Below are 14,473 nucleotides of genomic sequence, written 5' to 3' on the forward strand. Positions count from 1 at the left end.
CAGTTATAAGGGATATTATGGCTTCTTTTACCAATCAAGATTTACGCAAAGCAGGGTTGAAGGTCACCTTACCACGTATCAAAATTTTAGAACTGCTAGAAAATGCAGAGCTGCATCATATGAGTGCCGAAGAAGTGTACAAGGCGCTGATCGACCAAGGCGAAGATGTGGGGCTGGCCACGGTGTATCGAGTATTGACCCAGTTTGAACAAGCGGGCATCGTCGAGCGTCATAACTTTGAAAACAATCTATCGGTGTTTGAGATCACCCAAGAAGAGCATCATGACCACTTGGTCTGTGACAACTGCGGCAAAATTATCGAGTTTCATAATGAAGCTATCGAAGAGGAGCAGCTCAAAGTTGCAGAGTCGCATGGTTTTAAATTATCGGGTCACTCACTGGTGCTATACGGTATTTGTGATGATCAAGAATGCAAGGACAGTGTCAAATAACAGCGGCTAAGTTATCAAAGTCTGATAAGGTTTTATCACCTTTAACCGTTTTGTTGATTGTTTAATGTTTAAACACTCAAATACTAGCACGCAGCAAAAAGCCCTCACGATTTTTTATGAGGGCTTTTTTATGGCCTTGATTCAACCGCCAGCTTATGTGATATCTAGCGACAAACCATCTGCGCCTTCGTCTAAAAGGTGGGCGCTGTTTTTGCTGCTGAGCTTGATTTTTAGGCGCAAATCGTTTGGTGAGTCAGCATGCAAGATCGCTTCTTTATAGGTAATCTCGCCGTTCTCATATAAATCAAACAGTGCCTGATCAAAGGTCTGCATGCCGCTCTCTCGTGAGCGTTTCATCACATCTTTAATCTCATGAATCTCGCCTTTACGGATATAGTCGCTGATGAGCTGGGAGTTTAATAAAATCTCAATCGCTGCGCGTCGCCCTTTGCCATCCGGTGTTGGGATGAGCTGCTGGGCGATGATCGCTTGCAGGTTGAGCGACAAATCCATAAACAGCTGGTTGTGACGGCTGGTCTCAAAAAAATGAATGATACGATCAATGGCTTGGTTGGCGTTGTTGGCGTGCAGCGTGGCAAATACCAAATGTCCCGTCTCAGCATACTGAATCGCGTAGCTCATGACCTCGCGGTTACGAATCTCACCAATCAAGATGACATCAGGGGCTTGGCGCAGGGTGTTTTTTAAACCTGCTTCAAAAGAGTGGGTGTCGATACCGACCTCGCGCTGGGTGATGATACAGCCGCGATGCTTGTGGACAAACTCGATCGGGTCTTCGATAGTAATGATATGGCCTTGCGAGTTCTGGTTGCGATGGCCGATCATGGCAGCAAGCGTCGTCGATTTACCCGTACCTGTCGCACCGACCAGTAGGATGATGCCGCGCTTTTTCATCGCCAACTCTTTGAGAACAGGTGGCAGGCGCAGCTCTTCGACGGTTGGGATTTTGTTTTCGATTTTACGCAAAATCATCCCAGCCATGTCGCGCTGTACAAACGCGCTGACCCGAAACCGTGCCTGCTTTGCTTCATCAGTGATGGCAAACTGACACTCGTTGGTCTCTTCAAACTCTTGCTGCTGACTGGCCGTCATGACGCTTTGGACCAGTTTTAAGGTTTGGGCAGGGGTCAGCGGGGTCTTACCCACAGGCAATATCTTGCCATTCACCTTCATCGAAGGTGCCACTTCAGCAGTAATAAAAAGGTCAGAGCCGTTTTTATTGATCATTAACTGCAATAGTTTATCAATGTCCATGTTGTACCCGCTTTCGATGTCAATCGCCTAAAAAAATATCTAAAATTATGTGATCCGTGATGCCCGCAGTGATGCTGATACTGCAGAGCACTGCGTCAGTGCTGTCGTAATGGCAAATCACCGCCTATAAAAAAGTCTCAGGCTGCTTGGCATAAGGGCGCGCCACGTCTTTGCTGATGGTGCCTTTGGCCACGAGGTTTTTTAAAGTCTGGTCAAGGGTGATCATACCGTCGCCTGCGCCTGTTTGAATCGCCGAATACATCTGGGCTATTTTGTTTTCGCGAATGAGGTTACGGATGGCCGGCGTACCTAGCATGATCTCGTGGGCGGCGATACGGCCACCTGCTTGACGGCGCAGCAAGGTCTGTGAGATGACTGCCTGTAGCGACTCTGAGAGCATGGCGCGAATCATGTCTTTTTCGGCGGCAGGGAACACATCAATCACACGGTCAATGGTTTTGGCCGCTGAGCTGGTGTGCAGGGTACCAAAGACTAAGTGGCCGGTCTCAGCTGCCGTTAGTGCCAAGCGAATGGTCTCAAGGTCACGTAGCTCACCCACCAAGATAACGTCGGGATCCTCACGCAGTGCCGAGCGTAGGGCTGGCTCAAACCCCAAGGTGTCGCGGTGTACTTCGCGCTGGTTGATGAGGCTTTTTTTCGATTCGTGGACAAATTCGATCGGGTCTTCGATGGTCAAAATATGCTCTTTGCGGCTCTCATTGATATAATCAATCATGGCTGCCAGCGTCGTGGATTTACCAGAGCCGGTCGGGCCAGTCACCAGCACCACGCCGCGTTTGAAGTCTGACACGCGTTTGAACACATCGCCCATGCCCAAATCTTCCATCGTTAGGACCTTAGAGGGAATGGTACGAAACACAGCACCTGCGCCGCGGTTTTGATTAAAGGCGTTTACCCGGAAGCGGGCAAGATTGGGAATCTCAAAAGAAAAGTCCGTCTCAAAAAACTCCTCAAAATCGGCGCGCTGCTTGTCATTCATGATGTCATAAATCAGCTGATGCACCGTTTGATGCGTCATCGCTGGCATATTGATGCGCGTCATCTCGCCATCGACACGAATCATCGCGGGCATACCGGCTGAAATATGTAAATCAGATGCTTTATGTTTAACCGTAAAACGCAACAAGTCTTCGATGCTTAAAGTGTTTTTTTCAGCCATAATCGGATAGTCCTATCAGTCAAAAAAGGTCAAACAAAAGATGGTAAAGGCCAATGATGGTGTGATGCTAATATCTGGCGCAGCAGGACGCAGCCTTGGGTAAAGCGATCTGCCAACCTACCTTGTCTTTACCATGACGCTTATATTCAGTAGCATATGTTAGACCATGTAACAATATCATAACAAGACTGCCGGCATTTAACCATCTACTGCCCAAAGAAAATGTAAAATTTGTCTAGCGTTGTAGGTCGCAGATGGGGAGCGAGACAGTTAATGTTAGACCCAATTGCTAGACCCAACCGCAACGGGCGAAGCTTATAAACAAACCTATATAACAACAGCGAAAATACTATGGATAAGCAATACTTAATCGACAATTGGCAACGCGTTCATGCACAGGTGATCGCAGCTTGTGAGCAAGCGGACTCTCAAGCCGAGCAGGTAACACTACTGGCCGTCTCCAAAACCAAACCTGCACAGATGATCGCGACTCTGGCGCAGCAAGGTCAGCGCCATTTTGGCGAAAACTACTTACAAGAGGCGCTCGAAAAAATCAATGAGCTACAAAGTCAACCTGACGCTGAGCATATCGTTTGGCATTATATCGGCAGTATCCAGCGCAACAAAACCCGTGACATCGCTGAGCATTTTGATTGGGTGCAAACGGTCGAGCGCGGCATTATCGCCAAGCGCTTAAATGATCAGCGGCCAGAGGATTTACCGCCATTGAATGTATTGGTGCAGGTCAATATTGATGATGAAGACAGTAAGTCAGGCTGTCTGCCAGCCGAGTTGCCTGAGCTGATAAGTGCCATGAAGCGCTATGAGCGTCTGATACTGCGCGGACTGATGATTATCCCTGCCAAGACAGATACCAATGCCTTTGCCCGTACCCAGCAGTTGTTTGAAGACATTAAAGATAAGCATCCAGACTTGGCGCATTGGGATACGCTGAGCATGGGCATGAGTGGGGACATGGCGGACGCCATCGCTCATGGCTCGACGATGGTGCGCGTGGGTACCGCCATATTTGGGTCGCGAGAGTAGATGCCGTCCTATCTTTTTTCTAACTATTCTCCAGTTACCCTGTCTCATCAAGTCTGGTAACCAGCATTTGGGTGATTTTGAGGTTGTCGGTGGCGATGATCTCAAAACGATAGTTGGCATATTCGATAGAGTCGGTCTTTTTGGGGATTTTGCGCAGCATATACATCATAAAGCCGCTGATGGTTTCATAGTTTTGATTGCGTGGCAGATTGACGATATCGAGCGCGCGCACCACATCTTCGATAGGCGTCATACCATCGATCAGCCATGAGTTGTCAGTGCGCTGAACGATAGGCTGCTCCTCTAATGTCACAAGCTCGCCCATGACGATGCTCATGACATCCCTTAAGGTAATGACGCCCACCACCAAGCCATATTCATTGACGATGACAGCAAAGTCAGCACCTGTGGATTTAAACATCTCCAGCACTTCAAACAATGACAAGGTATCTGGCACAAACAGCGCTGGTTTTATCAGGGACTTGTCCGTGAGGCTGACTTCTTGCTTATTGAGTACCAACGCCAAAAAACTACGAGATTCGACATAGCCGATGATATGCTCTAAATCATCGTCATGACAGACCAAAAACTTATTGTGCGGCTGTTCAATCATCGTCTCGACGATTTGTTCGGTACTCATTTTTGTATCGAAGTACACGATATGCTCGCGAGGGTTCATCACTGAGGTGACGGTACGCTCCTGCATCTCAAAGATGTTTTCTATCAAATGATGCTCTTGTTTTTTGAGCACGCCTGCCTCGGCACCAGCATCCATCACCGCATAGATGTCTTCTGGCGTGATGTCATCTTGACGACTGGTGGAGATACCAAAAAACTTAAACAACATATTGGCCGCGCCGTCAAACACCCAAATAACAGGCTTAAAGATAAACGTCAGCGCCATCATTGGCCGCACCAAACGCACGGCAAAAGCCTCGGCATTGGACATCGCCAAGCGTCTGGGCATCAAGTCCGCGAGCAAAGAAAACAGGCTGGTGATGAGGACAAAGGAGATGACTGACGAGACGGCTTCGTTTTTGACCACCAATTGAAAATAAGGGCTGATAGCAGACTCACCGATAGCACCTGCGGAGATGGCAACGGCGTTCAACACCACCTGCACCACAGTGATAAAGCCCCCAGGATTGTCTTGCATATGTAGCACATCAAGGGCGCGCACCTCTCCTTCTTTTGCTATGATTTGTAGCTTGATCTTGCGAGCAGCAGCAATGGCAATCTCAGCGCCAGAGACAAAGGCACTCAAGGCAAGTAATAAAAGCAAAAACACACTAGCGGTTAGCAAACTCATGACATACTCGGTAAAAGATAAGATTCATTAAAAATAATGCAGGATTAGCATAAAAAGAAAAACAGCATGGGTATAGAATCCTTATGTATAAAAACCAAAAAAGCTGGGCAAGCACCCAGCTAATCATAAGGCAGTAAAATAGTATGAAGCGCTGCTCTTGCATCTAAGTTGGTAAAGACTTAGATGCTAAAGGCGCAAGCGCTGAGCGTTTAGCCTTTGATTGACCACTTATTGACCAGTGGATAGCGGCGCTCACGGCCAAAGGCTTTGTGACTGATTTTGGTGCCGATTGGTGCTTGTAGACGCTTGTACTCGCTGTTATCCACCATCTTGATGACCTTGGCCACCATAGCTGCCTCAAACCCTTTATCGACGATTTCTTGATAGCCCATGTCTTCATCGATATACGACATCAAGATGCTGTCCAATACATCATAATCAGGCAGGCTGTCTTGGTCTTTTTGGTCAGGACGCAGCTCAGCGGACGGCGGACGTGTGATGACGCGCTCTGGAATCACAGGTGTGTCCTCTAGGCGGTTACGGTAGCTTGCCAGCTTATATACTTGTGATTTATAAACGTCTTTTAGTACATCAAAACCGCCTGCCATGTCGCCATATAATGTTGAGTAACCAACTGCCAGCTCTGACTTGTTGCCAGTGGTGATGACCAGATGACCAAACTTGTTGGACAGTGCCATCAGCACCACACCGCGCGCGCGCGCTTGGATGTTTTCTTCGGTGGTATCAGTAGGCGATTTGTGAAACAGTGGCGCTAGCGTATGACGGATACCTTCCACCGCATCAAAGATTGGACAGACAGTATAAGAAACGTTTAAGCGGCGCGCTTGTGCTTGCGCGTCCTCTAAGCTGATCTGTGAGGTATATTCGTACGGCATCATCACTGCATAGACTTTATCTGCGCCCAGCGCGTCGACCGCGATACAAAGCGTCAAGGCAGAATCGATACCGCCTGACAGGCCGACGATGACACCTGAAAACCCAGAAAGATTGACATAATCACGTAGCCCCACTACCAATGCTTGATACATCTCCGACTCGCGGCTCAAGCTCAGTGGCGCTTTGGTTTGGCTGTCGAACTTGGCTGTTTTGACATCTAAAGTGGCCAGCAGTAATTGGCTCATAAAACGCGGCGCTTCGTGGGCGACGCTACCATCTGCTTGTATCGCCATCGAGCCGCCATCAAACACCAAGTCATCTTGTCCGCCCACGGCATTGATATAGATAATAGGTAAGTCGTTTTCGCGGCTGCGTTTGGCCAGCATGGTCTTGCGGTTTTCTTGTTTTTCGATCTCAAACGGTGAGGCGTTTAGGCTGACGATCATATCAGCGCCTTGTTTTTTTAGCTCAGCGACTGGGCCTTTTTCCCACAAGTCTTCGCATATTAGCAGACCGATGGTGATACCTTTATAGTCGAACAGTACTTGATTGCGGCCTTTATCAAAGTAGCGGCGCTCATCAAACACGCCATAATTTGGCAAAATTTGCTTATGATAAAAGCCTTTTTGATGACCATTATGTAAGATGGCCGCTGAGTTGAAGGTACCGTGATGATCGACGTGCGGATAGCCGACAATCATAACGATGTCGTCGATATCGCTTAGGGTAGATAGCGCGCTTTTGACGCGGCCTGACAAGCTTGGGCGCAGTAATAGGTCTTGTGGTGGGTAGCCCAATAAGGCCAGCTCTGGAAAGACGATAACGTCGGCGCCTTGCTCACGTGCTTGCAGCGCTAAGGTACGCATTTTTTCGGCGTTGGCGTTGATATCACCGACCAAAAAGTGTGACTGCGCCAGTGCAAAAGTAACGGTCTCTGGCGGCTTGCTGGTATGACTGGCCTCGCTCGAGGGGTTTAGATTGGGATTATCAGTGTCTTTTGACATTGTTATTTTTCCTATCGATATAGTATTTAAAATGTGGTCAGGCAGTGTGGGTCTAAAAATCCAACATTCATTCAAACAACATTTATGCAAAATAATGCGGTTATACAGCACTGGTATAGACCGCTTGATTATTAAATCATACAGCGCCTAGATGAAATTTTTGCTTTGAGAGAAGGCGTAAAGCGGCACCTGATACGTGCGCCAATATTCTGCTAATCTCTCAAATTAGCGTCATCGATAACACGACGCTAACCTCTTGATTTGATATCAAAATGGCGATGTCCATGTGATAGCGGCTTTGTAACGGTCTTTATTTTATGGTGGATTGCCATTGATGCGCCCAAAAAGCGTAAAATAATCGCTTTAGTATAACATCAATTACCGTGACAAATAGAACGCGCCGGTGAATTACCTGATGAGATAGCTGCTGCAAATGGGCAGAAGCGCGCTGCTGTCGGTGATGGTTTATATCGACCAAAACCCTATGATGCAGTGTGGTTATTGTGCTCATAGCTCGGTAAGATTGTATAGAGAAAGTTGTAAGTAAAGATTACAACATAGCGTTATTTATTTGGGATATTTTATTGCATAATGAGGGGTGATAATCGCTTTGATTTTGGTGTGTTTTTATAAAAAGAATGGCCGCTAAATGTGTTACGGTATCATAAGACTTGCTACTGCTATCGTGATGGTGTTATCGCTATGAATGTTGGACAAACCCTCGCTTGTGAATACGACTTATGGACATGATCTATAGACGGATATTCATCACCCATTTATAAACTTGTCAGCAAAGCTGTGATGGTCTTTGCTGTCAGCCCTTGGTTTATACGCTATGATTGAAAACTGGACAAAAGAATTTATTATTCAGCGCCTGCTGGCCATTACCTTATTGGTTGCGTTATTTGTACTGTGCTTTCAGGTGGTACAGTTTTTTATTGTGCCGGCTTTGTGGGCGGCGATTTTGGCGTATGTGACGTTTCCTATTTATAGTTTTTTTCATGAAAAAGTAAAGCTCAGTCCAGACTTTAGCGCGGCGATTATGACCGTGAGTATCTCACTTATCATCGGTATACCGCTGGTCATTGGGGTTTTTATTTTACAACAAGAAGCGTTGAGCCTTATCAGCAACTTAATCTACCGTATCAAGGTAGGCTATCTGGATGTGCCAGAGTCCATCAAGGACCTGCCAGTTATCGGTCAGCAGGTCAAAGATATCTTGTGGCGCATCAATAAAAACCCAGAGGGCACGCTAGAAGCGTTTCGGATGTGGGTGCAGTCACATTTATATTATGGCAAAGTCGCCTTTGATGTGGTGTTTAGTGGACTTGCCAAGCTGGGTATGGCATTGATGACGCTGTTCTTTTTTTACCGAGATGGCACCAGTTTGGTACGGCAAATACGCCAAGCCCTGCGCAATATCATTGGCAATCGCATCGATGGCTATATCGATTCGGTCGGCACGACGACGCGAGCGGTGGTCTATGGCATCGGGCTGACCGCGCTGGCGCAGGCTTTGCTTGCGGGTATTGGCTATTATTTCTCAGGCGCGCCCAGTCCTATTTTGTTGACCATCGTCACCTTTATTATTGCCTTGATTCCGTTTGGGACGCCGTTTGTGTGGGGCGGGGTGTCGGTCTGGCTGCTAAGCCAAGGCCATACAGTTGAGGGCATCGGTTTGGCACTGTGGGGGATATTTGTCATTAGCTGGGTGGACAATTTGATTCGGCCTATCGTCATCAGCGGTGCCACCAAGATTCCTTTTATTATTATATTTATCGGGGTGTTGGGCGGGCTGACAGCGTTTGGCTTTGTTGGTTTGTTTATTGGGCCTGTGGTGCTAGCCATCGGGCTGGCCGTGTGGCGTGAATGGATATCTCAGCATAAAAATGAGATATTTGCTCAGCAAGACGTGGTACTGTCTGAGACTCAGACGTTGCCAACTGTGACTAAATCAGAATAGAGGTACACGACCATGTTAAATAAGAGCGCAGATGTGGCAATGGAAAATAAACCAAATGCAGCAACCGACCTCACCATCGTGGCCGATAGCAATATTGCCAGCTTGTCTGAGTTTTTTAATAATGACACGCTCAGTGGGACGACAGGACGGCGCGTGCGTATGATCAAAGTGGCAGGGCGCGATATCGATGCGCAGCTATTGGCGGATACGCAGCCCAATGTCTTACTGATACGTTCAGTGACCCACGTCAACGCAGATTTATTGAAAGACAATGACAGTGTGAGGTTTGTCGGTTCGGCGACGATTGGTACCGATCATGTCGATCAAGATTACTTAGCGGCGCGTCGTATTCACTTTGCCAATGCGGCAGGCTGTAGCAAGCACTCTGTGGCGCAGTATGTGCTGAGCGCTATTTTGACCTTGCGGCCTGAGTACTGGCAGCGGTCATCGACGCCGCCCACATTGGGCATTATTGGACTGGGCAATATCGGTAGTACATTGGCGCAATATGCCAGTAGTTTGGGCTGGCAAGTGCTCGGCTATGACCCGCTGCTACCAGCCTCAAGCCTCAATAATGCCAGCTTTGCGCAAGTCATCGAAAAAAGCGATGTGGTCAGCCTGCATGTGCCTTTGACTGACAAATCGAGTGCGACCAGCGTGGCGGACAGTGCCCATCATAGTAGTCATGTCAGTGAGTATCCAACGCGGCATTTGATCGACAAAAACGCTCTGGATGCGATGCCAGCCAGTACCTTATTGATCAACAGTGCTCGCGGGCCCGTCATCGATGCCGCTGCCTTGCAGGCGGATATTGAGCGTACCGGTCGGCAAGTGGTGCTCGATGTCTTTGAGCATGAGCCGCAAATTGAGGAAGCACTGCTAAGCAAACTGGCGATTGCCACCCCGCATATCGCTGGCTACACCTTGGAAGGTAAGCTGCGCGGCACTCAAATGATCTATGATGCGCTCTGTGAAAAACTCTCAATCAGCCCTGCGCAGTCGATGCATCAGCTGCTACCGCTCAATATGTTTTTGTGGTCTGAGCTACAGGCACACCCTGATAGGCTGGTTAAGTTTTATGACATCATGCAAGATGATAAAGCGCTGCGAGCCACGCTCGCTGAGGGTCAGGTAAAGGCCGCGGCTTTTGATCAGCTTCGCCGTGACTATCATTTGCGCCGCGAGTGGCAGTTTTAGGCGTATTTTCCATAGGTTTTTATAAAAGTTGTAGTACATCATCATGAGTTCCAAAGCATCAGTCACATCAAACCCAAACGCTTGCTCCCAGCCCAGTTATGCGCCGACCATGACGCTTGCCATGGCACAGCAGCGCGCGCACTTTATGAGTAAGGTGCGGCAGTTTTTTGCAGCGCGGCACGTATTAGAGGTACAGACGCCGCTACTGTCGCAAGCGGGCAATACCGATACTTTTTTGCAGTCGGTCGCCGCGGCAGTCACCTATCAAGACAAACCGCGCACCTACTATCTACATACCTCGCCTGAGTTTGCTATGAAGCGTTTACTCGCCAGCTGGCAAGTGCCGATTTATCAGATCTGTCCTGTGTTTCGAGACAATGAGATAGGAGCGCGGCATAATATCGAATTCACCATGCTGGAGTGGTATCAGCCCCATTATAGTCTTGAGGATATGGCCGCCGAGCTGGGAGCGCTATTAGAAGTGCTATATGGTCATGCAGTGGTGCTAAGTCATTATCGCTATGTCGATGCTTTTATGGATTTTGTCGGGATTCATCCGCTGACCGCTAGCCTTGCGACGCTACAAGCAGTTGCAGAGGATAAAGGGCTGATGGGGTTTGATTTTAATGCGAGCATCAATAAGGCCGAAAAAAACGACGCCGGTCAGAGCGAGGAGAGCATCCGCCAAAGCTGGCTTGATTTGCTGTTTAGCCACGTTGTTGAGCCAAACTTAGGTCATGATCTGCCGACGCTGATTATTGAATATCCACCAGCGACGGCAGCACTGGCAAAGACCGCGGTGGATAAAGAGGGTAATACCGTTGCCAAGCGTTTTGAGCTGTATATCAATGGCATTGAGATTGCCAATGCGTATGATGAGCTGGCAGATGGGCCAGCGTTACGCCAGCGTTTTGAACAGGACAATGAGCGGCGTCAGCAGCATGACCTGCCAGCCATGCCAATCGATGAGCATCTATTGGCAGCCTCTGATGCATTGATGCCTTGTAGCGGCATCGCGGTTGGTATCGATCGGTTATTGATGGTGACAACAGGGGCGCGCAGCTTGGAGGAAGTGATTGCCTTTCCTAGTGGTTTGGCGTAACTGGGCTGTAAATGCATTGTAAGTGCAAGCGTTCTGATATTATGTCTTCTAATAAACCATCATAAAAAAGCGAGTCAAGCAAAAAGGCTGACTCGCTTTTGTCTTTTTTAACTATAACGGTCGTTAATCTACTACAACGTAGCGATGGCTTCGTTGATGGCGGTCTCACCATTGTGCAGACTAAAGACTTTTTTGATGGTATTGTTTGCGCCCAATACCGCAGCCAAGGTCGCCGCCACATCTGCAATCGCATTTTCGCCTGCATTGTCATCGTTGATGGTGATTTTGCCAGTCCCTGCACGCTCCTTTAAGGCCCCTGCTTGTACGATGGTATAGTCAAGCGTGCTGTCGTTGACCAGCCACTGATCGGCGTAATGCTTACAGATATAGTATTCTTTTAGATCAGCAATGCCAGGAGTGTCCCACTTGTTGGTGTCTAATGAAAACACCGTGCTTAGCATGATATAGCGTTTGATGCCTTTGTCTTCTACCGCTTGCATGGTCTTTACAGCGCCATGTAAATCCACTTCTAAAACGTCTTTGCCGCCTGAGCCTGCAACAAAATAGACCGCATCGATATCTTGCTCTATTTGCTCGGCGATGGCGTCTTTTTCGGCGGTGATATCTAAGTCTAGCTGACGGTAATTGTCGTTATCAAAAAGTTTTTTATCTTGACGCGTGGCACCGATGACCTGATGGTCGTCTGCCAATAGTTGTTCGACCAAATCTGTACCCACACGGCCACTTGCTCCAATCACTAAAATTTTCATATGCATTCCTATTGTTATATATTAACTACGATGACGTCTGCGCTTTTATCATAGCGCTTTGACAACGCAGTATTTTGACTGATTTAAATGATACAGGGCTTTAAACAATATTGCGTTTTGTCGTTTTGCCAATGTCATCGCCCTATCAAAGCGTGTCTGAAAAAGCACATCTTAAAGACTGTATAAGACTGTATGTAGACTAACAACAATAAACGGCACACTTCGTTATGAAGCGTGCCGTTTGCATAGTGTTTGGTTGTAGAGTGTATAGGGTTTGCAAGATCTGCAAAAATACGCGGAAGATTAGCGTACCAGCTTATTTAGACCATCGGCAAAGGCTTTTTTGTCACGCTCGCCATAAGGCTTTTGTCCGCTCATCTCTTGTGGCTCTAAGACGCCAGTGCCGCGCATGGTATCCATAAAGTCACGCATGTTCAGCTTTTGCTTGATATTTTCTTTATTATAAATGATGCCGCGCGTGGTAAGCACCAACGCGCCTTTGTCCAAAATATCATTGGCCAAAGGAATGTCGCTGGTGATGGCCAGGTCACCTGCCTGTATTTGCTCAACGATATAATCATCGGCTTTATCAAACCCCGATGGTACCACCGTCATGGTAAGCAGGGGTGAGCGGCGCAGTTTAATCGGCTGATTGGCGACGAATATCGCCGCCGTTTGTGTGCGCTCAGCAGTCTTGATAATCAAGTCTTTGGCAATGGATGGTACCGAATCTGCATCTACCCAAATCTGCATTATTTTTTGGCCTGTGTGGTTTTGGCCTGTGTGGGTTGTGCCTTCGCCTCACTGTCCACTTGGTGGTCTACCGATTGGGGCGCAGCGTAGTTCGCGGCCTTGCTATCGAACGGCTTGGCGTCTTGGGCGATGCTGTTCGTTTGTGGACTGGCCAGCTCTTGAGGCTTTTGGACGGCAGCGTACTCTTTATCCAAACCGACTTTGTTGGGTAAGCTGGCGACCAGCTTGGCCATCGAAGGCTCTAAGTCAGTGACGTCATTGGGCATCAAGGTGATATGAGCGATTTTACGATCGTCGCGTTCGGCCTTGTGGTAGCTGTGATAATGGGCACCATCGATAGCCAGTACGTCGCTGATGTTAGGGTATTGACCCAGTACATTGACCATAATCGCTGGATGGACGTTATCAGTATCGCCTAATGGCAAATCGACCACCGCGCGGATATGGTTTTCAAATTGACTGGTAATCGCCCCTTCGATGCTCCAATGCCCAGAGTTGTGTACCCGCGGCGCAATCTCATTGGCCAGCAGATAGTCATGACCGCGCGCATCCTTGGTGACAAACAGCTCAAGTGCCATCACGCCTACATAACCTAAGTGGTTCATGATCGTGGTGATGGCTTCTTTGGCTTGGCTAAAGATATGGCTGGTGCCGACAGCAGGCGCTTGGGTCTTGGCCAAAATGCCATGATGATGGTGGTTTTCGACCAAATCATAACAGCGCACACTACCGTCTTGGGCGCGCGCCGCAATGATAGATACCTCGCGGCTAAAGTTGATAAAACCTTCGGCAATCAGCGGCGCTGGGGTAGGCGTTAGGCTGCCTTTACCGCTGACCGCGTCTTTGAGGTCGTGCCAAGCTTTGGTGATGTCGCTGTCTTGTTTGATGACATACTGGCCTTTGCCGTCATAACCGCCGCGGCTGGTCTTTAGAACGATAGGTAGCCCTAATTCATCGCAGGCCTGCTTTAACTGAGCCTCAGAGCTGACTTCTTGAAAAGGCACCGTGGCGATTGCTAAGTCATTAAACATCCGCTTTTCTTTTAAGCGATCTTGGGCAATATCTAAGGCCACTGGCGGCGGAAACATGCCTTGCTTGTTGCCTGATGTTGAGAGGCTGGCCAGTTTTTCGACCGTGGCAGTTGGCGTGTTTTCGAACTCTAAGGTAAAGACATCGGCCGCTGCGATAAAGTCATCGAGCTGCGCGCTTGAAAACACCGTACCATAAAGGCTGGCTGGGCAGTCCGCATTGTCCTCTAAAAACACGCATTGATAGCCGAGCGGTAGCGCAGCTTGGGCGAGCATCATGCCCAGCTGACCACCACCTAAGATACCGATGGTACGGATAGTTTGAGTAACAGGATAAGCATTGGCTGTGGTCATGAGAGTAACTCTTTGAATAAATAATGGATGAAAACGAACGTATTAAAATAGGAAAAGGCGCAATGTCTGCACCTTATTCTTGGGTGAACCCGCATGCTAAACGCGCATTTTAAAACAATCGCTAGACGCGCTAAGATGAGTG

At 48.2% G+C, this 14,473-nt stretch carries 12 protein-coding genes; 5 read left to right on the forward strand and 7 right to left on the reverse strand.

The features are described from left to right. Nucleotides 1-17 precede the first annotated feature (17 nt). Complete coding sequence (gene fur, locus ACNFVB_RS02745) at nt 18-452, forward strand: ferric iron uptake transcriptional regulator (RefSeq protein ID WP_105244744.1); 435 nt, start codon at nt 18-20, stop codon at nt 450-452. Nucleotides 453-605: 153 nt separating this feature from the next. Here the strand turns inward: fur and ACNFVB_RS02750 are convergent, their stop codons facing one another. Then, nucleotides 606-1,727 carry a PilT/PilU family type 4a pilus ATPase gene (locus ACNFVB_RS02750; RefSeq protein ID WP_075101772.1) on the reverse strand — a complete coding sequence of 374 codons (1,122 nt, stop codon included), beginning with the start codon at nt 1,725-1,727 and terminating at the stop codon, nt 606-608. A gap of 124 nt (nt 1,728-1,851) precedes the next feature. Beyond that, on the reverse strand, nt 1,852-2,907 hold the full coding sequence (locus tag ACNFVB_RS02755) for a type IV pilus twitching motility protein PilT (RefSeq protein WP_192995874.1): 1,056 nt from the start codon (nt 2,905-2,907) through the stop codon (nt 1,852-1,854). Nucleotides 2,908-3,258: 351 nt separating this feature from the next. Here ACNFVB_RS02755 and ACNFVB_RS02760 point away from each other — a divergent pair, with 351 nt between their 5' ends. Further along, nucleotides 3,259-3,954, forward strand: coding sequence for a YggS family pyridoxal phosphate-dependent enzyme (locus tag ACNFVB_RS02760; protein ID WP_430738023.1), 696 nt, complete (start codon nt 3,259-3,261; stop codon nt 3,952-3,954). Between the two features lie 34 nt (nt 3,955-3,988). Here the strand turns inward: ACNFVB_RS02760 and ACNFVB_RS02765 are convergent, their stop codons facing one another. Together ACNFVB_RS02765 and ACNFVB_RS02770 are read right to left on the reverse strand one after the other, a co-directional pair. Continuing rightward, on the reverse strand, nt 3,989-5,263 hold the full coding sequence (locus tag ACNFVB_RS02765) for a hemolysin family protein (RefSeq protein WP_192995872.1): 1,275 nt from the start codon (nt 5,261-5,263) through the stop codon (nt 3,989-3,991). A 209-nt stretch (nt 5,264-5,472) separates the two neighbouring features. Beyond that, nucleotides 5,473-7,164 (reverse strand): NAD+ synthase, encoded by a 1,692-nt coding sequence (locus ACNFVB_RS02770; RefSeq protein ID WP_289056413.1) that lies wholly within the window; start codon nt 7,162-7,164, stop codon nt 5,473-5,475. Nucleotides 7,165-7,999: 835 nt separating this feature from the next. Between ACNFVB_RS02770 and ACNFVB_RS02775 the strand changes: the two genes are divergently transcribed. The 3 genes from ACNFVB_RS02775 to epmA are packed head-to-tail and all read left to right on the forward strand — an operon-like array spanning nt 8,000 to nt 11,426. Next, nucleotides 8,000-9,127, forward strand: a complete 1,128-nt coding sequence (locus tag ACNFVB_RS02775) for an AI-2E family transporter (RefSeq protein WP_105244748.1) — start codon at nt 8,000-8,002, stop codon at nt 9,125-9,127. 39 nt (nt 9,128-9,166) lie between these two features. Beyond that, complete coding sequence (locus tag ACNFVB_RS02780) at nt 9,167-10,324, forward strand: 4-phosphoerythronate dehydrogenase (RefSeq protein ID WP_430738458.1); 1,158 nt, start codon at nt 9,167-9,169, stop codon at nt 10,322-10,324. A gap of 43 nt (nt 10,325-10,367) precedes the next feature. Then, nucleotides 10,368-11,426 carry an EF-P lysine aminoacylase EpmA gene (gene epmA / locus ACNFVB_RS02785; RefSeq protein ID WP_430738024.1) on the forward strand — a complete coding sequence of 353 codons (1,059 nt, stop codon included), beginning with the start codon at nt 10,368-10,370 and terminating at the stop codon, nt 11,424-11,426. A gap of 131 nt (nt 11,427-11,557) precedes the next feature. Here the strand turns inward: epmA and ACNFVB_RS02790 are convergent, their stop codons facing one another. The 3 genes from ACNFVB_RS02790 to ACNFVB_RS02800 all read right to left on the reverse strand — a co-directional run bounded on the left by ACNFVB_RS02790 (nt 11,558) and on the right by ACNFVB_RS02800 (nt 14,331). Further along, nucleotides 11,558-12,196 carry an NAD(P)H-binding protein gene (locus ACNFVB_RS02790; protein WP_430738025.1) on the reverse strand — a complete coding sequence of 213 codons (639 nt, stop codon included), beginning with the start codon at nt 12,194-12,196 and terminating at the stop codon, nt 11,558-11,560. A gap of 303 nt (nt 12,197-12,499) precedes the next feature. After that, nucleotides 12,500-12,949, reverse strand: a complete 450-nt coding sequence (locus ACNFVB_RS02795) for a YaiI/YqxD family protein (RefSeq protein WP_105244751.1) — start codon at nt 12,947-12,949, stop codon at nt 12,500-12,502. Next, the gene (locus ACNFVB_RS02800) at nt 12,949-14,331 is read right to left on the reverse strand and encodes a 5-(carboxyamino)imidazole ribonucleotide synthase (RefSeq protein ID WP_430738026.1); all 1,383 of its coding nucleotides are present in this window, start codon (nt 14,329-14,331) and stop codon (nt 12,949-12,951) included. The genes ACNFVB_RS02795 and ACNFVB_RS02800 overlap by 1 nt, the downstream gene beginning before the upstream one ends. Nucleotides 14,332-14,473: the final 142 nt, after the last annotated feature.

The sequence above is a fragment of the Psychrobacter sp. VH5 genome (assembly GCF_050572635.1).
GTDB classification, from domain to species: domain Bacteria; phylum Pseudomonadota; class Gammaproteobacteria; order Pseudomonadales; family Moraxellaceae; genus Psychrobacter; species Psychrobacter celer.